Below are 22292 nucleotides of genomic sequence, written 5' to 3'. Positions count from 1 at the left end.
AACAAAAGGGGAATTTTTATGAACTTAGATGGAGTTAGCAAACACCTATTAATTTGCAACGGGAAAACATGCACGAAAAATGGGGCAGAAGAAGTAACGGAGGCCATTAGAGGAGATTTAAAAAAATTAGACCTGCATAACGAAATTCACACAACAAAAACATTATGCAACGGTCAATGCAAGCATGGTCCGATTGTTGTTCTATATCCACAAGGAACCTGGTATAAAGAAATGAATAAAACTAAAATTGAAGAACTTATTCTTCAATTGAAAGAAGAAAGAAAAAATAATTTAGGCTCTGAACTTTACTACCATGATGGGAAAACCTTTAAGTACCATGATAGTGAAATGTAACGCCTTCTCTATTTATCGAAAAAAGTGTGGTGTATATAACAGGGCGATGTTCTCTTGTAATATGTAACGAGTGACAATTGCAAAAAAATCAAATTTATGACTATATGAACATATACAAAACTTTAGGTAATGGCAGTTCTTTGTGAAGCACTTTTTCAACCGGAGAGTGCTTTTTTATTCGTCTTTATCCTGAATTGTTTTAAGCCTAACCCTTATGTCATACTATAGAATAAACAGTAACAAAATTGATTCAAGGGAGGCATTTGCTTGAAGATTAGCAAATTGGCCTAAAAAACTGGAGCGAGTATCCGATCCTTGCGTCATTATGAGAAAAAAGGTCTAATCACGGCCGCTCGGCTGGAAAATAATTATCGTGAATTCGATAATTCGGTTGTTGAAACGATAACTACGATCCAGCTGTACAATTCGATTAGGTCTTACAACGGAACAAATAAAAGATATTATAGATTGCAACAATCCCGAAAATCAAACAGTAGACAAAAAAAACGAATATTGTGAAGAATTACTGCAAATATATGAATCGAAGCTAAGTGATATCAACAGACAAAGGAAGGCATTGGCGGAAGCTCATTTAAGTTTGGAAAGACAAATCGAACACATGAAGAAGAACCGGGATCAATGGGTATAAACATTGAGCGCATCGACTAAAGAATGTTTCAGAATTCATTCTCGATTTAATAAATCTGTGCTGGTAAGTTTTCAAACCCCTAAGCGTAGCTGCCACACCTGATGCTTCATATATGGATATTAAAACGTCAACAATTACCAAAAGATTTATCAAATAGGGACAATACACCAGTCATTATATAAACTGGACTAAAATGTTAGATTCAGAGGAGTTGGATCTGGTTTTTGTTAGTTCTCTTCCGATACATCATTTCAAAACGGTTAAATATGCATTACGCAGGGGTCTAAATATAGTTTGCGAGAAGCCCATTACTATTAATTATAGAGAATCAGAAGAGTAGTTAATAATTTCTACAAAGAGTTATAACTCGAAGGTATTCGTTGATTTTGAATGGCGGTATCATCCTGCTCTTCAAAAAGTAAATGAACTATAAGTGAAATTGGAGATATCCTTCATTTTGAATATCATTTTTCCACACCCAAGTATCAGAATCTTCAAAATACCAAAATAAGTTGGATGGGATAAAAGAAACAGCTTGTTGGTATTTTAGTGGCTCTTGGAAAACATATGATTGATTGTCTTAGATGGCTTGTTCAGGACGAGGTTATAACAATTAATGCTTTCTCATTTACTCACGTCCCGGAAGGACCTGGAGAATTTAGGGACTCTGATGTTACCATTTTTATTCGGTAATATGAGAGGGAGTTGTACCTTTTCCATTCAACTTATCCCAGGGGTTCACCACGGATCTGATACAAACTTAAAAATATTTGGAATTCTTGGTACCATCGCCTTAATTGATGATAAAACACTGTTTTTTGGAAAAACTAGTGAAAACCTATAAGAAATAAAAGTTGAAACGTATGCCCAGACCATTCCAGCTTTATCTTTAGAGGCAAAAGCTAATTTAAATAAAGTTTACGAGAGAAATTTACCAACCATTTTAGATGGACATGAAAATCTAAAAATTCTAGCTCGCTTACTATCGAATTAAATTTATTATTCAATATAACCAGCCAGCTAATTTAAGCTGAAATTTTTATTCAAGAAAAAGTCGCAATGCTGCAGTAAAAATCGGCTCTTAAGGAGTAGAAAAAAATGAATAGAATAGTTGATAGGATTCCTAATAAAAAAATAAAGGTTTTAGAAGTAGGTGTTGGTGGTGGAAGAATTGCCATTGAGCTTGCTAAAAAAAACAGTTTGAATGAGATTATCGGGGTAGATATATCGAGAGATAAGGTTGCAAAAACTCAAAATAAGATTAATCGTATGGGATTTAAGAATGTTAACGTTTATGCCATGGATGGTACTAAACTAACTTTTGATGAGGGAGAATTCGATGTTGTGTATGTTTCATACATGCTGCATGAGGTTCCATTTGATTTAATGATAGCGGTAATACAAAATATTAGAAAAGTATTGAAGAAGGATGGCCTTTTTTTAATTCATGATTATGCAAACAACAACAAAAGTCGTAAAGAAAGTATGTTCCTAAAACTTACAAGATTATATGAGCCGGCTCATATAAAGGAGTTTATATACTATGACTGGCAAACGATATTGAACAATGCAGGATTTCAGATAAGTGCAATAGATAAGTATAAAGATTCTGCCTTAGTTTCTGCTTTTAGATAATAATTGTAACTTGATGTCAGGGACCACAAATGAAAATTAGTCCATTTGTGGTCCCTGACTCTTTTTTTTATATTAGTCTTAAAGAAAAGGGGGATATTCAGGACTCAAAGCACACCCATATATAACCTATCCTTTGTCCCTTTACGGATAGAATTTCTCTTTATTTTAAATGCCGATTAAACAGAAAATAAATCTGTTATTGAATATTATTAAGAAAGCTGGTGATCACGTGTCATTATTTCATTATCTTAATAATAAGTAAAGTCATTGAAGAACACTCAACAGAAAGTATATCAAAATCACTTGAGGAAACGCTGCAGTTTATTTTCGATATTTTTGGGGAAAATGATGTTTTTATAATTAAGCGTTTTCGACTATTCAGGAAACGAAATGCTGCATTGCTTTACTTTACAAACTTATATTTTTAGGGAAGTTTTAAATTTTGCTTGAACTTGTTATATTCGACATGTAAGGCATAGCATATCCTTATTATCAACAACGAAACAATACCCTAATGAAATTATTTTAACCCTAAGGAATAAATAAAGTGAGTATTTTTTAATCTCAAAGTTCGATAATATTATGTAAGTAGAAGGTGGTTATTGAACTAAACCAGCTAATGAAATTGTAGCTTTGTTGGGATTTATACCCCTGTTATGTTGTTCAGGTCACGACAGACTTTTCTAAGACCAGAGACCTCTAAGCAAGAAAAATATTGTTTAACTCAAGAAATATTGTTTTAACGCAACATTATTACGTAAAATATAAATTTGATGTAATATTATAAAAAAAGACAAAGTTCAAGGAGCTCAAATGAATATGAACACTCAGCAGCAGAATTTTAGAAAACTTGATGTATTAATAAAAGAATTACCCTGGTATGTTGAAGAATTTATAGATAAGAAAAAAAGAAAACTGTCTCCTGGCACTCTACTTAATTATTGTCATGATTATAAAATTTTTTTAAATTGGGTATTGGCAGAAGGTTTGTTTAATGGAGATATAAAAGAAATATCATTATCCCTATTTGAAACACTTACAACTCAACAAGTTGAAGACTTTCTGAGTTTTTTAAAATTCCAACTTAACAACAGAGAAATAACCATAAACCGGAAGCTTTCATCGCTAAAATCATTGTTTAACTATCTGCAAAATATCGCTGAAACAGAAAAGTTGGAACCTTATCTTAGAAGAAATGTTATGGCAAAAATAGAATTTAATGATGTATCAGAAAATCCAGAGACAGTTGCTAACCGAATGGAAGGAAAAATTCTAATTGGAGATGAATATGAAAATTTTAGAAAGTTTATTGAACATGGATATGGAGAAAAAAATACATCAAATAAACGGATACTAAACTTTCATAAAATGAACAAGGAACGAGATACAGCAATTGTTTCGTTATTCTTAGGATCTGGCCTGAGGCTTTCTGAATTGGTATGGCTTAACATAGAGGATATTGATTTTAATAAATATAACGTAAGGGTAATTAGAAAAGGTAATAAAGAACAATATGTATACTTCAGTGAGCAGGCCATGAGAGATTTAAAAACGTATTTAAACATCAGAGAAAATAAATACATGGTCTCCAAGGAAAATAAAGCACTTTTCGTTGCTGCTCCTATGGGTCCTAAAGGAACAACCAGGCGATTATCCGCAAGGGGTATTGAAAAACTAATTGAAAAGTATGCCGCTTCATTTGGTAAACCTTCTTTGTCCGTACATAAATTAAGACATTCATTCGCAACAAGATACCATGCTGAGATTAATGATGTGCCTAAGTTAAGAAGGCAATTAGGCCATTCCTCAATTGAAACTACAATGATCTATACACATTTAAAAAATGAAGATTTAAAAACTGCAATTAATAAGCTTAATATGCCTAAGTAACAATGAAAAGGCAGCTAAGAATATTATATCATTTATGTAGGTAAATGCTCTTCATTCTAATGTAGGCAGATTTTCTTCACAAAATATTTATGTGGGTAAATCCTCTTCAAAAATTTTCAGCTGCTTAGGGCATTAATAAGGAATTAATGCTCTAATTTTTTGGAATAGGGATTATGTAGGCGGATTCTCTTCAACGGACAGAAGGAGGGTAGTAAAATTTCTAAAGGCTAGCATTTTTTATTCTAGTTTACATAATATATATTATAGGAAGTAATGGATTGAAATAGAATTGTTGTCTCATTATCAAAGTATACTTAAGATAGTGAGACAACATGAAAATTTACAGTCAATTATTATTTAAATGGTTTAAACTGCAAACGAAGAAATTTTGTTTTGAATAGTTTTCAGTTTAATTTTTAAAGAACTAATTCGTGTTTTTCTTGCTGAAGCATGGATAAATATTTGATAGTCCAGTTATTTCTTAAATAAACGATATTTCACAGATGTTCAATGATCCCTCTTAACTGATACTTATTTTTGACTAGTTTACATAATATTTTTATATACAACCATGTGTTCAAATCCATTTAATTTATTCACTATCCTGTGTTGTATTAAAAAACAGATCATCTTGTTCTTTATTATCCTTAATATTGTTTTTGCTTTTGGTTTTTTCTCCCATCTCTCCATCCGATTCATAACTTAATCCAAATGCTTTCTCCTGTTCTTTCTTCATTCTAGTCGCTCCTTTGCTTTAGGATAAAATACAGCTTCTTTTACATTTGTTGCTGCGTTTAGAGCCATTATTCATAAAACAGAACATGCGTTCCCTAACGCGCATTTTCATACTGGCTGCAATGCTGCACTTAAATATTTTCTCGGAGTCCCGTAATAAAGAAGTTTGCTGAACTCCGGGTATGCAGATTCAAAATATATAAAGATTGGCGAATCAAGCAGCCAGGGATAATTGGTATAAAAACATCTGTCTCCATAAACTATCGCTTTCAGCGCCAGATCCAATTCCTTCTGGAAGATAAGAAACCTTATTTTAGCGTATTGCTGATCGAATTCACCGCCGCTGATATATACCCTTCCGCTCAGCACATACTGCCCCATTTGTGGAATCCATTCAGCAAATACTTCATCACGGAATTTAGGATTGACTGCATTAAAGTCATAGCAGCCGCCTATCGCCAAAAATAATTCTCCTGTTGCATCTGAGTGTGTAAGTGTATATTTCCTGCTGTCTACGGGTCTGAATTCCGTCGCAGGAGGCAAATATTTAACCGACAGCTTAGATGGATTAAAATTACTCATAATAAGCGCCCCCATATACAAATTTCCTTATGCCCAGTATATGGGGCACTGAAAGAAACGTGACAAATGCCCATATCATTAACGCTTGCGGGAATTCATTTTCATAACTTTGGTGTCTTTTAACATCCATTTCCCTTCTTCATACAGCCAGAAAGATTCTACAAATACGATGGTATCTGCATTGTAAGCACCGCTTATTCTCTGAACTCCCATTAATCCATTCTGCCCTTCAACAGGGATGATCTTTAGCGTGCTATATGGATTTACCATTAGTTCGGTTGGTTCACTTAGTTTTCCGTTTACATACAGACCAAGCCGTTCATATTCCTCACTACGGTCCCTTAAATCAAAGGTATATGATTGTTTGGTGTCCTGAATGCTAATATTGGCTTTGTAGCCATTTTCAAATTGGCTATTGATCACTAAAGGATCTGGAACCGACAGGTCAGTCAACGTAAAGTCCTTTAACGTATATAAATAAAAATTTGACAGGCCGCCGCTTCCCCCTGTTGGAATACTTATAAACATATCTTTAATGGAATCATGATTTAAATCCTCAAACTGTATTTGAGGTTCATACCCTCCAGCAAGCTCCGCTTTATACGTATTACCGTCAGAAGCCTTTATTTCGAGTGATATCTCCTTTAAAAATGATGCGCCATCCTCATAATAAACACCCTTAATATAGACGGTATCCGCCTTATTATCACCGGTTACATCCACTTTATCTTTTGACACCGTTACAGCTTTTTGCTCTCTCTCACCAGCATATACGCCTGTTATGGCGGATAGAGACATAAAAAAGAAAGCCGCAAACGCAAAAAGCAATTCCTTTTTCATTTACGAATCCTCCCTATTTTTTTTATTATCCTGCCCAATTATGGAAATAACATGTAAAAACATAAAAAACCTCCCATCCCAAAGGATAAGAGGTTTTGCAGTTTGCAGATAAATTATTCAGCTGCCTTCTTCTTTGAAGCATTTTCTTTGGTTTCCCATGATTCAATTCCTTTTAGACCCGGGATGGAGTCTGCATAAAACACAGGGTCTTTTCCTTCTTTTCTCTGTGCCTTATAGTCCTTTAGAGCTGCAAAGGCAATTTTAGCAAGCAATACAATTGCAATAAAGTTAATGATGGCCATTATGCCCATGAATAAATCGGCCAGGCTCCAGACAATTGCTAAATCAACTACAGATCCGAAAATTACCATTCCTAGTACAGCAATGCGATAAATAAATAACGCAGAGCTGCTTTCTTTAATAAATTCAATATTTGTTTCACCATAATAATAATTTCCGATAACAGATGTGAACGCAAATAAGAAAATAGCAACAGCTATAAACATAGGTGCCCATGATCCGACATGTGTGCTAAGGGCTGCCTGTGTCAATTCAATGCCTGTTAGGTCAGAATTAGCATATTCACCTGACAGCAGAATAATAAAGGCTGTAGCGGAACATATTAATATCGTATCCACAAATACCCCAAGGGTTTGAATCAATCCTTGTTTTACAGGGTGGGAAACTGAAGCTGTAGCAGCTGCATTTGGCACGCTGCCCATTCCTGCTTCGTTTGAGAAGAGACCCCTTTTAATACCCATCATCACTGCAGCACCCATTGCGCCGCCAGCAGCCTGATCAAGCCCAAAAGCTCCTTTAACAATGCCGCCAACCAGATTAGGAATTTCAGTAATGTTCATCATGACAATTACAATAGCGACAGCTAAATATATGACTGCCATTATCGGCACAACGACTTGTGATACATAGGCAATCCGTTTAACGCCGCCAAAAATGATGATCGCCGTTAATGCCGCAAGCACAAGTCCGATGGTTAGACGGCTCGCACCAAACGCTTCATTAAAAGCTAAAGAGATGGTGTTCGATTGAACAGAGTTAAAAACCAGACCAAAACAGAATGTAATGATGATAGCAAAGATTATTCCCATCCATCGCTTATTCAGACCTTTTTCCATATAGTAGGCTGGACCGCCGCGAAAACCATCCTTATCTTTCACTTTATAAATCTGCGCCAAAGTACTTTCAATAAAACTGGAAGCTCCCCCAATAAAAGCGATGAGCCACATCCAAAAGACAGCCCCTGGTCCCCCTGCAGCAATTGCAGTCGCTACACCGGCGATGTTACCAGTACCTACACGGGAGGCTGCACTAATAGTAAAAGCCTGAAATGATGATATCCCTCTCTTGCCTTCTGCAGATACCATTGCTTTATCGCCCAATATTCTGAACATTTCACCAAAATATCTTAATTGAACAAACCGGCTTTTAAAGCTGAAATATAATCCTAAAATGATTAATGCGGCAATCAAAATGTAAGTCCATAAAAGATCATTTAGAAAGCCTACGATTGATTCCAATAAACCCATACTATTCCCCCTAATCAACTCTATTGTTATTTCACAAAAACAACACACTCCTTATAATCTATCAAAAGAATTTTTAATAGACAAGTCGAATATTCATTCCAATGGTTTAAAAATTATCAAAAACCCTGATATTAAGCGAAAAATATCCGTTATTCCCAATTCAAAACAAATATTTTTTAATCGTTTTCACAGGAGATTATATTAATTTTTTATACAAAACAACTAACAGAAGAATAACATTATTCTAAATTCTTTTTATGTTCATGAATCTTTATTGATTTAATTTTGACATCAAAACCGGATGAACCAAATTCCCTGCAGCTAACATCGACAAAAAGCCCCTGCTTTCACAGGGGAAAATAAACCTTATTCAATCGGAAGGCCGGCATCATCTTCCTCGACTTCAGTCTTCCAGATGCATTTTGCCTTCCCGTTCTCGGATTCATCAATAATGAACGATCCATTAGAGTATCTGTCATTAAAACGGATTGATGAAACATTAACTGCTTCTATATGCCCTTTTTCCGTTTCAATGTATATATCATCTTTGCTGCGTACAATCACACACCCGACAATACGATGAGGGTTCGATTTCAATTCACGGAGCATCACTACACCGCGCTTGGCACGGGAAGTCCGTTCAAACTCGCTCAGCTTCATTTTTTTAATGGAGCCCCGCTGTGTAACAATCACAACAGCCTGCTCTTTCTGATCCTCAATAAGCTGAGCACCTGCAACAAAATCGCCGTCTTTCAGGTTAATGCCTTTTACGCCGGCAGCCCGGGCACCAACGATGCTCACTTCTTCTTCATGGAACCAGAGGCCGAATCCCTGATGGGTGGCAAGGAATATTTCCTTTGTGCCATCTGTTAAATAGACGTCGAGAACTTCATCATTGCCTTTTACATTAACTGCAACCAGCGGCTTAGAATATCTTTGGGCTTTATAAGCTTTCAGCTCGGTTTTCTTGACCATTCCATTTTTCGTCATAAAGAGCAGGTATTCTTCTGTTTCAAAATCTTTAATCGGAATAGCCCGGACTATTGATTCATTCCGGTCGATCGGTATGATATTGGCTATATGCTGTCCAAGGTCCTTCCAGCGGATATCAGGCAGCTGATGTACAGGACAGTATAGATAGTTTCCTTTATTAGTAAATACAAGGAGAACATCGGTCGTATTCATATCAAGCTTTGCAATCAGCCTGTCTGTATCCTTCATACCGAAATCCTGTCCGTTCGAGGCGGCAAACGATCTCTGGCTTGTACGCTTGACATAGCCTTCCTTTGTTACCGTTACAATAACGTCTTCACTCGCTACCAGAACTTCAAGATTGATCTTGATTTCCTCGATTTCCGCTTCAATTCTGGTCCGGCGTTCATCGGCGAAACGCTTTTTGACATCCCTTAGCTCTTTTTTAATAACAGAGAGAAGCTTCTTCTCACTTTCCAGAATAGCTTTAAGCTCGCCGATTAGCTTAGCAAGCTCCTCAGCCTCTGCTCTTAAAGCGGTTATATCTGTATTGGTTAAGCGGTAAAGCTGCAGGGAAACGATTGCTTCTGCCTGAGGTTCAGTGAACTCAAACTTTGCAATCAGATTATCTTTCGCATCCCGTTTATCTTTGGAAGCGCGGATCGCAGCAATCACTTCATCCAGGATAGAAAGAGCCTTCATTAGGCCTTCAACAATATGCTGGCGCGCCTCGGCCTTTTGCAGCTCAAACTGGGATCTGCGTGTAACAACTTCTTTACGATGGCCTATGTAAGCATCCAGCAATTCTCTTAACCCCATTAATTTCGGGTGGCGATTGTGGATGGCGACCATATTGAAGTTATATGGAATCTGCAGATCGCTGTTTTTGTACAGGTAATGAAGGACGCCTTCAGGATCTGCATCCTTTTTTAACTCGATCACAATACGGAGGCCGGTCCGGTCTGTTTCATCACGGACTTCAGCAATGCCTTCCACTTTCCGGTCAAGGCGGAATTCATCAATCTTCTTAACCAGATTGGCTTTATTCACTTCATAAGGAATCTCAGTGATGACGATCTGCTTTTTCCCTCCGCGCAAATCCTCAAATTCAGCCTTTCCTCGGACAATGATTTTGCCTCTTCCTGTCTCATAAGCTTTTTTAATTCCATCGATTCCCTGGATAATGCCTCCAGTAGGGAAGTCCGGCCCTTTAATATGCTCCATCAGATCATCTATGGAACAATCAGGCTTATCCATTCGTAAAATAACACCATCAATAATCTCATTTAGATGATGGGGCGGAATATCAGTTGCATATCCCGCAGAGATGCCTGTCGAGCCATTGACAAGCAAATTCGGATAAACTGCCGGTAAAACGGTTGGTTCATTGGACGTGTCATCAAAGTTCGGGATGAATTCAACGGTTCTTTTCTCAATATCTCTTAGCAATTCGGAAGAAAGGGGGGATAAACGGGCTTCTGTATAACGCATAGCTGCTGGAGGATCTCCATCGATGCTCCCATTATTGCCGTGCATTTCCACAAGAAGGTTACGGACCTTCCAATCCTGGCTCATCCGCACCATCGCATCATAAACTGAAGTATCGCCATGCGGATGATAATTGCCGATTACATTCCCGACTGTTTTAGCGGACTTTCTAAAGCCCTTTTCATGTGTGTTGCCTTCTACGTGCATGGCATAAAGAATCCGTCTTTGGACAGGCTTTAACCCATCACGTGCATCAGGAAGGGCACGATCCTGAATAATATATTTACTATAACGCCCAAAGCGGTCGCCTAATACATCTTCAAGAGGAAGGTCCCGGAATTTTTCTGCAGAACTCATGAATCAACACCCTCCTCCTCTAGTACTGAAATATTTTCATTTTCAAGTATGCTTCCATCTTCTTCAAGGCCGAATGCCACATTCGATTCGATCCATTTGCGGCGGGGTTCAACCTTATCGCCCATCAAGGTGGTCACACGGCGTTCAGCTCTGGCTGCATCATCAATTTTAACGCGGATCAATGTGCGCGACTCTGGATCCATAGTTGTCTCCCATAGCTGGTCGGCGTTCATTTCCCCAAGCCCTTTGTAGCGCTGGAGCATATAGCCTTTACCCACTTTTTTAATGGTATCCTGAAGATCATCATCACTCCATGCGTACTCAATCACTTCTTTTTTGCCTGACCCCCTGCTGACTTTATATAAAGGAGGCAGCGCAATAAATACCTTTCCCGCTTCAAGCAGCGGTTTCATATACCTGTAAAAGAACGTAAGCAGGAGCACCTGGATATGCGCTCCATCAGTGTCAGCATCTGTCATGATGATCACCTTATCATAGTTGACATCGTCCAGATTAAAATCCGTGCCAACGCCTGCCCCAACTGCATGGATAATGGTATTGATTTCTTCATTTTTAAAGATATCCTGCAGCTTTGCTTTTTCTGTGTTAATTACTTTACCTCTAAGCGGGAGTACAGCCTGGAAGCGCCTGTCCCTGCCCTGTTTAGCAGATCCCCCGGCAGAATCACCCTCAACCAGATATAATTCGTTTCTTTGCGGGTTCCTTGATTGTGCCGGGGTAAGTTTTCCAGAAAGCATGGCTTCAGATTTTTTCCTTTTCTTCCCGCTCCTTGCTTCCTCACGTGCTTTGCGGGCAGCTTCTCTTGCCTGGAAAGCTTTTATCGCCTTTTTAATTAACAGGGAGCTTGTCTCAGGGTTTTCTTCAAGGAAATAAGACAAATGCTCGGAAACAACAGAATCAACAGACGAACGCGCTTCACTGGTCCCCAGCTTGCCTTTCGTCTGGCCCTCAAACTGCAAAAGCTCCTCCGGGACACGAACAGATACAATAGCCGTGAATCCTTCCCGCAGATCTGCTCCATCCAGGTTTTTATCTTTCTCTTTCAGAAGATTCACTTTCCGGGCATATTCATTAAAAGCCCTTGTCATCGCAGTTTTGGATCCAGCCTCATGCGTACCGCCGTCTTTTGTGCGGACGTTGTTGACGAATGAAAGGACATTTTCGGAGTATCCATCATTGAATTGAAAAGCAAAGTCCACTTCAATACCATTGCTCTCTCCTTCAAAGCTGACTACTGGGTGAAGAACATCCTTTTCTTCATTTAAATATTCAACAAATGCTTCTATGCCATTTTCATAGTGAAAAACCTCATGAAAGTCATTTCGTTCATCTATGATTTCTATTTTCATTCCTTTAAGAAGGAAAGCAGATTCGCGAAGACGCTCACAGAGTGTTTCGTAATTATACGTGGTAGTCGAAAAAATCGACGGATCTGGCTTAAAGTGAATGGTAGTCCCTGATTGATTTGTCTTGCCCACCTTTTCCAGTGTGGTCACCGGCTTTCCGCCAAGCTCAAATCGCTGTTCATACACAAAGCCGTCACGTTTAATTTTAACAACAAGCCACTCGGAGAGGGCGTTGACCACGGATGCCCCAACACCATGCAGCCCGCCGCTTGTCTTATAGCCTCCCTGGCCAAACTTTCCCCCTGCATGAAGGACAGTCAATATCACTTCTGGAGTCGGCTTGCCCATTCTGTGCATACCTGTAGGCATACCGCGTCCTTTATCTTGAACACTGATTGAATTATCTTTATGTATTCTGACAATGATATGATCCCCGTAACCTGCCAGTGCTTCATCGACAGCATTATCGACAATCTCATATACAAGATGGTGCAAACCCCTTGCATCCGTACTTCCAATGTACATCCCAGGGCGTTTTCTAACAGCTTCAAGCCCTTCGAGTACCTGTATGGCATCATCATTGTAGTCAAAAGCTTCCTGATTTCTTGCCACGAACATACCCCTTTCATTTCCTGCAAAAACACTTGCCGTCCAAATCACGGCACTGGAACACCCGTATGAGAATTCGGCGTTAAAGCCATTTTCCCTTTACTAAACCCAATCGGGAACAGATGTTCTGTATTCATATTTTACCATATATTTTAGGATGGTCTATGCTTTATTTTATCTATTTATTTGGTTTTGGCAAATAAGATCTTGGGATTTAAAAGATTTATCCTGATTATTTCCGTTGCATAAACCCTTTATTTATAGGGATTCAATAAAAAAATAAAAAACATGAGATCTTATGCAGACCTCATGCAGAGTTTACTTCGTTAGTGCATGTTCAACTTTAATACAGCGGTCCATGATGACAGTGAAGCCTTTTTCTTTTAGAAAGTCATATGCTTCCTGGTTTGCCACTCCAAGCTGTGCCCAAAAGATATCAGCATCTATTTCAGCAAACTCCCGAGCAATTTCCGGAAGAAACTCTGAGCGCCTGAATACATTGACGATATCTACATGCCCCTCAATCTCTTTTAAATTTGCGACAGCCTTTACACCAAGTACCTCATCGACAGCCGGATTAACCGGGATGATTTCATAGCCGGCTTTTTGCATTGCCTCTGACACCATATAGGATGTGCGTTCAGGGTTTCCGCTTAACCCCACAACAGCAATCCGCTTTGACTTTTTTAATATTACACCGATTTCGTCCCTGCTTGGGTTTTCAATAGCCATTTTGTTCCCTCCAATTTTATCTGGTTAATTATATATTACCTAAAAACCCAAAAGCACACTAACTTATTGCTCTTATTCCCGAATTTCGAGTTTATAAAAATTCAATGATCTCTCAACTTTAAACCCTGCTTTTTTATAAATAGACAGCGCTTTCCCGTTTGTTGTCCCTGCACAAAGCTTAATGCTTTTGGCTCCACTATTCATAAAAAGATCATGAACTGCCATTTCAAGCAAATTCCGTCCAATGCCTTTTTGGCGCTTACCGGGATCCACACCAATAAATTCAATGCTTCCTTCTTTTCCTTCACGATTGTATTCTGCATATAAATAGCCATTTAATCCATCCGCATCATCAAATGTGTAGACTTTGTGATCATCATTAATTCTATCGATTATCTCTTCTCCTGAATAATAGGTATGGGGAAACAAGGAATCATGCAAATGAATAAATTCACTATGAAAGTGAATCGGCAATAAACTGACCTTTCTAAAACCATTGCTTGAATTTTCTTTCAGTTCCATATATGTTTGAGCCGATTGCAGCATGAATCCGTTTTTTGATGCAAATTCGGATGCAGCATGGTTGGAGGTATCAGAAAATAAAAAGTATGAATGCAGCTTTCCTTCAAAATAATGGAGTGCTTCTTCCCATAATAGTCTCATAAGTTCATTTTCCTGGATAAAAGGTCCCCATAACTCCGCTGTCCCTTTATAAAGATCGGCATCTACACCCAGAAAACCAGCTAGAACATCACCCTCCCTGATAATAAACGCAGCTGATTCAGCGTCACGACTCATTTCTTCCAGACTTTGAAAAATATCGTTTTGGCTTGTCCCCAAATACCCTATATGACACTCTGGCAAGGCATTCATTTCTGCAATAAACTCTGATGCCTGCATTAGATTTGCATGATCTAAAATTTCGGCTTTCACAACACCACCCCTTTACTATATTTTACCATAAAAAAAAAACGGCTGATTTGTTTCAGCCGAATTAGAAGATTAATAAACGGCTGTCTCTAATCTTTTGAGAAGCCTCTGTATGCTCGTGTTCGCTTCTTTTAAAACCATTTCTTTATCAACGGTGTTCAGCTTCCGATTTTCCATCACAATTTTCCCGTTTACAATGGTAGATTCTACATCTGCACGAGTCGCTGAATAGACAATCCTGCTAATTGTGTCGATATCAAAGGATGGATACACATGAAAATCATTCAGATTCAGGATGGCAAGATCTGCTTTCTTGCCGGGCTCCAGACTGCCGATTTCCTGTTCCATTCCAACTGCTTTAGCTCCGCCAATCGTCGCCATTCTGAAGACGGTTCTCGCATTCATTGCTGTTGGTCCATGTACTGGCTTCTGAATGATGGCAGCCAATCTCATTTCATTGAACATATCCAGATTGTTATTACAGGGAGCCCCATCAGCCCCCAGGCTGACAAAAGCCTGCTGATCCAATAATGAAGGAATTTCTGCTACACCGGATGCCAGCTTTAAATTGGATCCCGGACAATGGCTGACCTTTACGCCGCGCTCTTTGATTATCCTTCTCTCTTCTTCATCAAGCCAAACACAATGGGCCAGAATCAGCCTTTCATTGGCAAGCCCAATGCTGTCCAGGTAGACTACATTCCGCATCCCAAACTCTCTTTCAACAAGCAGAATTTCATTGGCATTTTCAGATGCATGCGTATGAACTCTGACATTGTATTGTGCAGAAAGGTCCCTGACATTTGTCAGCAATTCCTCTGTGCAGGAAACGACAAATCGGGGACAGAAGGCATATTGTATGCGGCCGTTATCACGATTGTGCCATCTTTCAAGGAGATCCACGCTTTGCTGGATGGATTTGGAGGTATTTTCTCTTAACGGAACAGGGACCTCATCCCCTTTATCCATCATGACCTTTCCTGCAAGTGCCCGTATGCCGCTTTCGGCAATGGCCTGAAAAGCATATTCGGTATGATTAACGGTTTCCATGTCCACCACAGTTGTTGTTCCGCTCTGGAGCAATTCACCAATTCCGAGCATAGCAGAATAATAGATGGACTCTTCATCATGCGAAGCCTCAAGCGGCCAGATCTTCTGCTTCAGCCAATCAAGAAGCTCCAAATCATCAGCCTGTCCGCGGAATAATGTCTGGCACAGATGGATATGAGTCTGAATAAATCCCGGAATGATCGTCTTTCCGCTGGCATCGATTACTTTATCCGCTTTATGTGTTAAGTTCTGTCCAATTTCGGCAATGCGGTCATCTACAATATATAAATCTCCGAAAATGATTTCTTCAAGGGTATTCATTGTAATAATTTCAGCGTTTTTTATCAGAATACTGCTCAATTTCTTCCTCCCCCTCGCATTGGCCTTGCTACTGACGGCTCCAGTTTTCCATATAACATAATAAGCTGCCTGTAAAATTGAATGGAGCGCTGATATGCCGCCAGACTAACCCACTCATTTGGCTGATGGGCCAGCTTTTCATCCCCCGGGCCATAAATCAAGGTAGGAATTTCACTCCTTGGATTAAGTACAGCACCATCTGTATAGTAGGACACCCCGTAATGGTCCGCTGCCGATTCGCCCTTTACCATCTGTGCAATTTGAATAATGTCCCGAGCAGGATCCGTTAAAATAGACGGACGGTCAAGAAGGGTTTCTACACTGTATTTATAAATTTCTCCCTGATCCAATAGAACATCAAGTTTGGATTTTAGCTTATTTATAAAATGGGAATGGGATTGAGGGGGAACCGTTCTAATATCTGCTCTGATGCTGCATTTATCTGGAATGACATTAGTCTGCACTCCGCCTTCAATCATGGTAACAGCCAGGCTGCTTTGTCCGAGGGGCTTCTTTTCTGTCTTCCATTCAATTTTCATTTCATCCAATACCCGGATTATTTTCAGCATATGATCTACTGCATTGATTCCCTGTTCCGGCATCGAACCGTGAGAGGTTTTTCCATACGCTGTGATCTCAAGCCAAAGAGCTCCCTTATGGCCAATCACAATTTTTTCATTTGTCGGTTCGGCAATGACAAGTGCATCGATTTTTCGGTCATCATTTTCTTTTAAAAAAGTCCTTGCCCCGCAGCTGTCGACTTCTTCCCCGGCTGTTGCCAGAAAGGTAACGTCTGCAGGTGGAACAGTATTGGTTAGATACAGCTCCTCTAAAGCCAGGAACATTGCTGCAAGGCCGCTTTTCATATCAGAAGCTCCTCTGCCATAAATCCGCTCATTTGCGATTTCCCCTGAAAAAGGGGAGTAAACCCATTCTCCATTTCCAGGTGAAACTGTATCCATATGACCGCATAAGAATAGCTGTTTACCGCTTTTTCCTGGAAGCGTAACTTCAAAATTGCTTCGAGTCTCATCAAGCATGGTCACTTTAAACGGCAGACCATTTTGCTTGCATCTGTCAATAAGAGCTTCAGTCACTAAATGCTCGTTTCCGGGCGGATTGGAGCTGTCGATTTGGAGCAGATGCTGAAGAAACTGAATATCATTCATTAATCCGCCTCCATAATTTGCATTTTAATAGGGGTCACCTTAAACCCATTAACAGGCGCCATGTCCTGGGAACACGTTGTACAGGCAATGACAACATCGCAAAGTGCTTTCAGCCTTATGTAATCGCCAGGCTTGGAAAGGGGTTCTGCAATGACATAATCCCCGGCATCATCAAGGACATTATTCATAAAAATATTAATGGGATCTGGAATAACTGGAGGATGAATATTATACTTTTTCAATGCATCTGCAATATTATCATGGCAATTAGGGTGTTCCTCTTTATCGAAATCAACTTTGTAGCGGTAATAATCACATGCCGGGAAGAAGAAATCATGTTTTCCAACAGTATCTTCCAAAAGCTGCATTAGCGGACGGCGGCGGTTGCTGTAAAGCCAGTCTCCCGTTTTAAGCCGTATGCTGCTTAGTGAAGCCCGCATATGGACAGGTGAAACATGTTCCCCGGGATCTTCATAGTTAAAGCAGACAAAGTCCCCGACCTGTTTTCCTTCCATATCAATAATAATCAGCTCTTCCCCTTTGTGAATCAGTGCGCTTCTTCCTTCATACGGCGGAATAATAATTTCGTCCCGGATCTTGCCTCTGTTAAAAACCTCTTTCATTTGATCACCAGCCTTTGTTGTTATTCAATGAATACCGCAACCGCACGAATCGGAGATCCCGTTCCTTTCCGAATTCTGAGCGGAAGTCCAAAATATAGAAATCGCATGCCTGCGATCTGGTCGAGATTGCAGAGATTTTCCGTATTAGTTATTCCGTATTCACGGCAAATGAGATGTCCGGAATACATTGGATCATCCGGATGGTCAATGGCCGGGGCATCAATGCCTATATTGACTGCACCTTGTTCAGCCAGCCATTTTGCTGCCTGATAATCCAGGCCAGTATATGTTGTGAGCCATTTTTCAGTGCCATAAGACCGATTGTAGTGGCCGGTATAGAGGAGGACGATATCTCCTTTTTCAATAAACTGCTGTGATTTCCGCAATGCTGCCTCGAGATCACGGTCAGTAATATACCGATCAGGCTGGACGTGGGACACATCAAGGCAAACGGCGGGCCCGTAAAAAAATTCAAGCGGCATTTCATCGATGTATTTTCCGTTTGGATCATATTCATAAGTTGCATCGCTATGGGTAGGGCCATGTTCATTGATTAATAGATTATTGGTTGCAAACATAAATCCAACTTGCTTTTCACTTTCTTCGTGAGAGATATTTGGGAAGATCATTGTTTTTTGATGGAGGGGAAAAACAGGCATCCCCTGATAAATTTCCTGCGTTAAATCGACTAGTTTAACTCCCATGATATTCCTCCTTGCCCGCTAATTCTTTTATATATGAAAAGCGGCAGGGATCGCCGCTTTTAAGGTCAATTAATAATGGTCGGAATGACCTCAAACTTATCTACATCGATTAGGCCCATATCTGTAATTTTCCACTTAGGGCTTGTTACCAGTGACCAGAATGATAAATGCATAAATGGAACTTCCATGCCGCAGCCAAGAACTTCTTTCGCAAGCTGCGACAATTCGTCTACCTTTTCACTCATTTCTTTTCCGGATAATTCATCTGTCATTAAACCGCCAATCCTCAAAGGCAGGTCACCGACTACTTTGCTATCCTTTATCATGGCTATTCCGCCATCCATGGCAATTACACGGTTCACCGCCGTTACCATATCTTCGTAGTTTGTCCCTGTTACGATGATATTGTGGGTATCATGAGCAACACTTTCAGCAATGGCTCCGCTTTTCAAATCAAAGCCATGCAGGAAAGTCTTGCCGATTTTTCCTGTTCTGCCGTGGCGTTCTACGACCAGAAGCGGCAGAACATCCTGTTTAAGGCAAGGCTGCACAATGCCGTCTTTGACATTCAGAGTGAACTCGCTTCCGCCGGTTAAGTTCTGAAAAGGTATAGCTTCAATTGCCCTTACTTTTGCACGGGTGCCTGGGGCTTCAATAGCCAGCTCCTTAAGTGTTACAGTTTTTCTCTTCACTGACTTTTTCACACTTTCCGGATATATGTAAGGAGCAATATCTATTGTTAATTCGCCTTTTTCAGCTGCTTTTTTCCCTGCAAGATATACCTGGTCAACGGTCATATTGTTCAGATCGCTGATCACGACGACATCTGCCCGTTTGCCTGGTGCAATTATCCCAACATCTTTAAAGCCGAAATGGGTAGCCGGATTTATGGTCGCCATTTGGATGGCTTCCACAGGATCAATTCCTACAGCAATAGTTCTGCGGACAATATCATTCATATGTCCGTAATTTAACAAATCAGCTGGCACCATATCGTCTGATACAAGGATTGCACGCCGGGAATCTAGACCATCCTCTGTTATGGCACGGATACATTCAGCCATATTTCTTTGGGAAGAGCCTTCACGCATGAACACACTTACACCATTGCGCAGCTTTTCGACTGTCTCTTCTTTCGTTGTAGTCTCGTGGCAGGACACATGGTTGCCTCCACTGATAATATGGGCGGCAAGCTCTTTGCCAAACAATCCTGGTGCGTTCCCTTCAACCGTTTTTCCTATACTGTTTGCATACGAAACTGCGGCAACAAGGTCGTCTATTAATTCCGGGGCATGCTCATATACCGGCCTGATATTGCTGAAGCTTTGGATCTCCCCAATTCCCTGCACATTTGGGTCAGCCAATAGCTCTTTCATATCCTTGGAAGTCACATCAAATCCGGAGGTTTCAAGTCCGGGAGCATCAGGCACCGCGCAGGGAACCGTGAAAAGTATCCGGTTTGGAAGTGTCTTTGCTTCTTCAATCATCGTCTGCATCCCGTGAACCCCCAGGACATTGCCAATTTCATGCGGATCCCCGATCAGCGTGGTGGTTCCAGTCGGAATGGAAAGCTTGGAGAATTCCGTGCAAGTCAGCATTGCACTTTCAAAATGCATATGAGAATCAATAAACCCGGGACATACGAATTTCCCCTGAATGTTTTCCACTTTCGTTTTTGGCCCGATTAAGTCTTTTGCATCTCCAGCCATTAAAATATATTCGCCTTTCATCGCAACGTCTGCTTCATAGATCTCCCGGGTGATGACATTAATGAAGTATCCGCCTTTTAGAACTACATCAGCAAACTGGCTGGAATCAAGCAGCACGTCAATAAGCTTGCGGTATTGCACTGCTTTTTTTATGTCTTTTGCATCCATTTATTAACCCCCTGTCTCTCCTTCTACACTGTCAATAATTCCGATAATGGCTGCATCTATAGGAGCATCTTTATTTTGGACGGCTCTTGATGCCATGCTTCCAGTCACATATATGACCTTTTCGCCTATTCCGGCACCAACAGTATCAACGGTTATAATGGGGTTCGGTAACAGCGAGCCGTCCAATCCTATAGGCTGGGTAATTAATAATTTTGTGCCCACCAGATTATCATCTTTTCTTGTGGCAGTTACACGACCAACCACTATTCCCATTTGCATAAAGATCTTCTCCTTAATGTAAAATGATTTCGATCTTCAGTTCCTTTGCTGTATCTCTTGCAAGAGGGGTAATGATAGCCCCTTTTGGAACAGCTATTTGATCAAGCTTATTCAAGTGGGCAAACCGGAGTGATTCATCGGTAATAACCGTTTTCTTCAAAGGCTGAACAGCAAAGTCTGCTGGTTCATTGAAGTCTAATAATCTGATTCCAAGCATCTTCAGCTCTGCCAACTGCTGATTAAGCTTTCTTTTTAACAAGTCCGGGCCTTTATCCATTCCTTTCAGTTTCCAATATTGGCTGAAAGGATCACCTCCAGCTTTTAAAGCTGTTACCCGTTTTCCCTTTAATAAGCCCTTTAGAATGATCCTCACCATTGGTCTTTTTTCATTAAGGGACAATATGTCTGTTATTAAAGAAAAGGATAGAATAGGCAAAAAGATTTCGTCAAAATGATCAATAAGCTGCTCATGAACCATTGAAGGAGAGATCCAATCGTCATTTCCAGTCAGAAGAACTAACTTCTGCAGCTGAACTTGTTTAAGCATTTCTTCCTCAGCAGTCATCCTTAGTGTAATATCTTCCTTTGTTAATTCTTTCAAGTAAGAAAATCCTGGTTCCATTCCTATCATATGAGAGGTTAATAGAGCCAGGATGTGAGGTTTTCTGTCTCTGAAGCTGTCATTTCGGAGGTAAAGCTCCTGCAGAGTGTTTTTTGCCATAACACTCTGCTTTTTGCTGCTCATGCTTATTCACCGATGTTTTTTGATAATAGAGCTCTTTCAACTTCGCTGTGCGGCCTTGGAATAACATGTACCGAAATGAGTTCTCCAACTCTGCTGGCCGCTTCCGCCCCTGCATCCGTAGCAGCTTTAACCGCACCTACATCTCCTCTGACCATAACCGTTACCAGACCAAATCCCACTTTTTCATATCCGCAGATCTCCACGTTAGCTGCTTTAACCATTGCATCCGCTGCCTCTACTGCGCCTACAAGACCTTTTGTCTCGATTAATCCCAATGCTTCACCCATTGTGTGTTTCCTCCTTTAATTTATTAAACTGATGGTTGGTCTGTATCATTATCATTAAGGTTGTTTTTTTCTATCGTTTGCTTTTTTCTTTTCGTCTCTGCTTCAAGTTTTTTATCCCCCTCAGCATCATTACCAGGATGCAAATCTTCCAGTTTAAAATGCGGAAGCAGCTTCCCTGCTACTTCACTGTGGGCACGAGGGATGACATGAGCAGAAATTACTTTTCCAATTCTCTCTGCAGCACTCACACCAGCATCGACAGCAGACTTCACCGCCGCTACATCCCCGTTAAAATGGATGGTAACGCCCAGGTAGCCCTCCACTCCTATTACTTTTTCAATTCCTACAATTTCTACTTCTGCTGCTTTTACGGCTGCATCTGCAGCAGAAACTGCTGTTGAATAACCAACGGTTTCAATCAAACCTAATGCTTGCAACTGAAAAATCCTCCTCCTATGAAATAGACAAAATCGTCTCTCTGTGCCTATAAGATGTTTGCGGGATAAAAATA

The 22292-nt window shown here is 40.1% G+C and carries 22 protein-coding genes; 5 read left to right on the top strand and 17 right to left on the bottom strand.

Annotated features, from left to right (window positions below; all coding sequences use genetic code 11):
• Positions 1-18: 18 nt before the first annotated feature.
• The 5 genes from JI665_RS05975 to xerS all read left to right on the top strand — a co-directional run bounded on the left by JI665_RS05975 (position 19) and on the right by xerS (position 4528).
• Positions 19-354, top strand: a complete 336-nt coding sequence (locus JI665_RS05975) for a (2Fe-2S) ferredoxin domain-containing protein (protein WP_206837558.1) — start codon at positions 19-21, stop codon at positions 352-354.
• A gap of 315 nt (positions 355-669) precedes the next feature.
• Positions 670-873 (top strand): MerR family transcriptional regulator, encoded by a 204-nt coding sequence (locus JI665_RS29105; RefSeq protein ID WP_312886134.1) that lies wholly within the window; start codon positions 670-672, stop codon positions 871-873.
• A 323-nt stretch (positions 874-1196) separates the two neighbouring features.
• Positions 1197-1343, top strand: a complete 147-nt coding sequence (locus JI665_RS28510) for a Gfo/Idh/MocA family oxidoreductase (RefSeq protein ID WP_244671084.1) — start codon at positions 1197-1199, stop codon at positions 1341-1343.
• A gap of 758 nt (positions 1344-2101) precedes the next feature.
• Positions 2102-2638, top strand: a complete 537-nt coding sequence (locus JI665_RS05960; RefSeq protein WP_206837555.1) for a class I SAM-dependent methyltransferase — start codon at positions 2102-2104, stop codon at positions 2636-2638.
• Between the two features lie 813 nt (positions 2639-3451).
• Positions 3452-4528, top strand: coding sequence for a tyrosine recombinase XerS (xerS, locus tag JI665_RS05955; protein ID WP_206837552.1), 1077 nt, complete (start codon positions 3452-3454; stop codon positions 4526-4528).
• A gap of 592 nt (positions 4529-5120) precedes the next feature.
• On the opposite strand, the gene JI665_RS05950 is transcribed toward xerS, so the two are convergent.
• The 17 genes from JI665_RS05950 to JI665_RS05870 all read right to left on the bottom strand — a co-directional run bounded on the left by JI665_RS05950 (position 5121) and on the right by JI665_RS05870 (position 22218).
• Positions 5121-5264, bottom strand: a complete 144-nt coding sequence (locus tag JI665_RS05950) for a hypothetical protein (protein ID WP_206837550.1) — start codon at positions 5262-5264, stop codon at positions 5121-5123.
• A gap of 107 nt (positions 5265-5371) precedes the next feature.
• Positions 5372-5845 (bottom strand): staygreen family protein, encoded by a 474-nt coding sequence (locus JI665_RS05945; RefSeq protein WP_206837548.1) that lies wholly within the window; start codon positions 5843-5845, stop codon positions 5372-5374.
• Between the two features lie 78 nt (positions 5846-5923).
• Positions 5924-6685 carry a hypothetical protein gene (locus JI665_RS05940; protein WP_206837545.1) on the bottom strand — a complete coding sequence of 254 codons (762 nt, stop codon included), beginning with the start codon at positions 6683-6685 and terminating at the stop codon, positions 5924-5926.
• Positions 6686-6798: 113 nt separating this feature from the next.
• Positions 6799-8232 carry an alanine/glycine:cation symporter family protein gene (locus JI665_RS05935; RefSeq protein WP_206837541.1) on the bottom strand — a complete coding sequence of 478 codons (1434 nt, stop codon included), beginning with the start codon at positions 8230-8232 and terminating at the stop codon, positions 6799-6801.
• A 366-nt stretch (positions 8233-8598) separates the two neighbouring features.
• Complete coding sequence (parC, locus tag JI665_RS05930; protein WP_206837538.1) at positions 8599-11049, bottom strand: DNA topoisomerase IV subunit A; 2451 nt, start codon at positions 11047-11049, stop codon at positions 8599-8601.
• Positions 11046-13028 carry a DNA topoisomerase IV subunit B gene (gene parE, locus JI665_RS05925; RefSeq protein WP_206837536.1) on the bottom strand — a complete coding sequence of 661 codons (1983 nt, stop codon included), beginning with the start codon at positions 13026-13028 and terminating at the stop codon, positions 11046-11048. Before parE ends, parC begins: the two co-directional genes overlap by 4 nt.
• Positions 13029-13343: 315 nt before the next feature.
• The gene (locus tag JI665_RS05920; protein WP_206837533.1) at positions 13344-13757 is read right to left on the bottom strand and encodes a CoA-binding protein; all 414 of its coding nucleotides are present in this window, start codon (positions 13755-13757) and stop codon (positions 13344-13346) included.
• 72 nt (positions 13758-13829) lie between these two features.
• Positions 13830-14690 carry a GNAT family N-acetyltransferase gene (locus tag JI665_RS05915; RefSeq protein WP_206837531.1) on the bottom strand — a complete coding sequence of 287 codons (861 nt, stop codon included), beginning with the start codon at positions 14688-14690 and terminating at the stop codon, positions 13830-13832.
• 69 nt (positions 14691-14759) lie between these two features.
• The gene (locus tag JI665_RS05910) at positions 14760-16097 is read right to left on the bottom strand and encodes a 5'-deoxyadenosine deaminase (protein WP_206837528.1); all 1338 of its coding nucleotides are present in this window, start codon (positions 16095-16097) and stop codon (positions 14760-14762) included.
• Positions 16094-17266: a M20 family metallopeptidase gene (locus tag JI665_RS05905; protein WP_206837526.1), complete on the bottom strand. Its 1173-nt coding sequence runs from the start codon at positions 17264-17266 to the stop codon at positions 16094-16096. Before JI665_RS05905 ends, JI665_RS05910 begins: the two co-directional genes overlap by 4 nt.
• Positions 17266-17889, bottom strand: coding sequence for a DUF1989 domain-containing protein (locus JI665_RS05900; RefSeq protein ID WP_206837524.1), 624 nt, complete (start codon positions 17887-17889; stop codon positions 17266-17268). Before JI665_RS05900 ends, JI665_RS05905 begins: the two co-directional genes overlap by 1 nt.
• Before the next feature lie 20 nt (positions 17890-17909).
• Positions 17910-18593, bottom strand: coding sequence for a cyclase family protein (locus JI665_RS05895; RefSeq protein WP_206837521.1), 684 nt, complete (start codon positions 18591-18593; stop codon positions 17910-17912).
• Positions 18594-18658: 65 nt separating this feature from the next.
• Positions 18659-20470: an adenine deaminase gene (gene ade, locus JI665_RS05890; protein WP_206837518.1), complete on the bottom strand. Its 1812-nt coding sequence runs from the start codon at positions 20468-20470 to the stop codon at positions 18659-18661.
• Positions 20471-20473: 3 nt separating this feature from the next.
• Positions 20474-20749 (bottom strand): EutN/CcmL family microcompartment protein, encoded by a 276-nt coding sequence (locus JI665_RS05885; protein WP_206837515.1) that lies wholly within the window; start codon positions 20747-20749, stop codon positions 20474-20476.
• 13 nt (positions 20750-20762) lie between these two features.
• Positions 20763-21494: a hypothetical protein gene (locus JI665_RS05880; protein WP_206837513.1), complete on the bottom strand. Its 732-nt coding sequence runs from the start codon at positions 21492-21494 to the stop codon at positions 20763-20765.
• Between the two features lie 2 nt (positions 21495-21496).
• Positions 21497-21781, bottom strand: coding sequence for a BMC domain-containing protein (locus JI665_RS05875; protein ID WP_009334686.1), 285 nt, complete (start codon positions 21779-21781; stop codon positions 21497-21499).
• A gap of 23 nt (positions 21782-21804) precedes the next feature.
• Positions 21805-22218, bottom strand: a complete 414-nt coding sequence (locus JI665_RS05870; protein WP_206837510.1) for a BMC domain-containing protein — start codon at positions 22216-22218, stop codon at positions 21805-21807.
• Positions 22219-22292: the final 74 nt, after the last annotated feature.

Source organism: Bacillus sp. NTK034, assembly GCF_017303275.1.
Classification (GTDB): domain Bacteria; phylum Bacillota; class Bacilli; order Bacillales; family Cytobacillaceae; genus Cytobacillus.
Note: the sequence above shows the minus strand (reverse complement) of the source record. Positions and strands in the feature narration are given on the sequence as shown.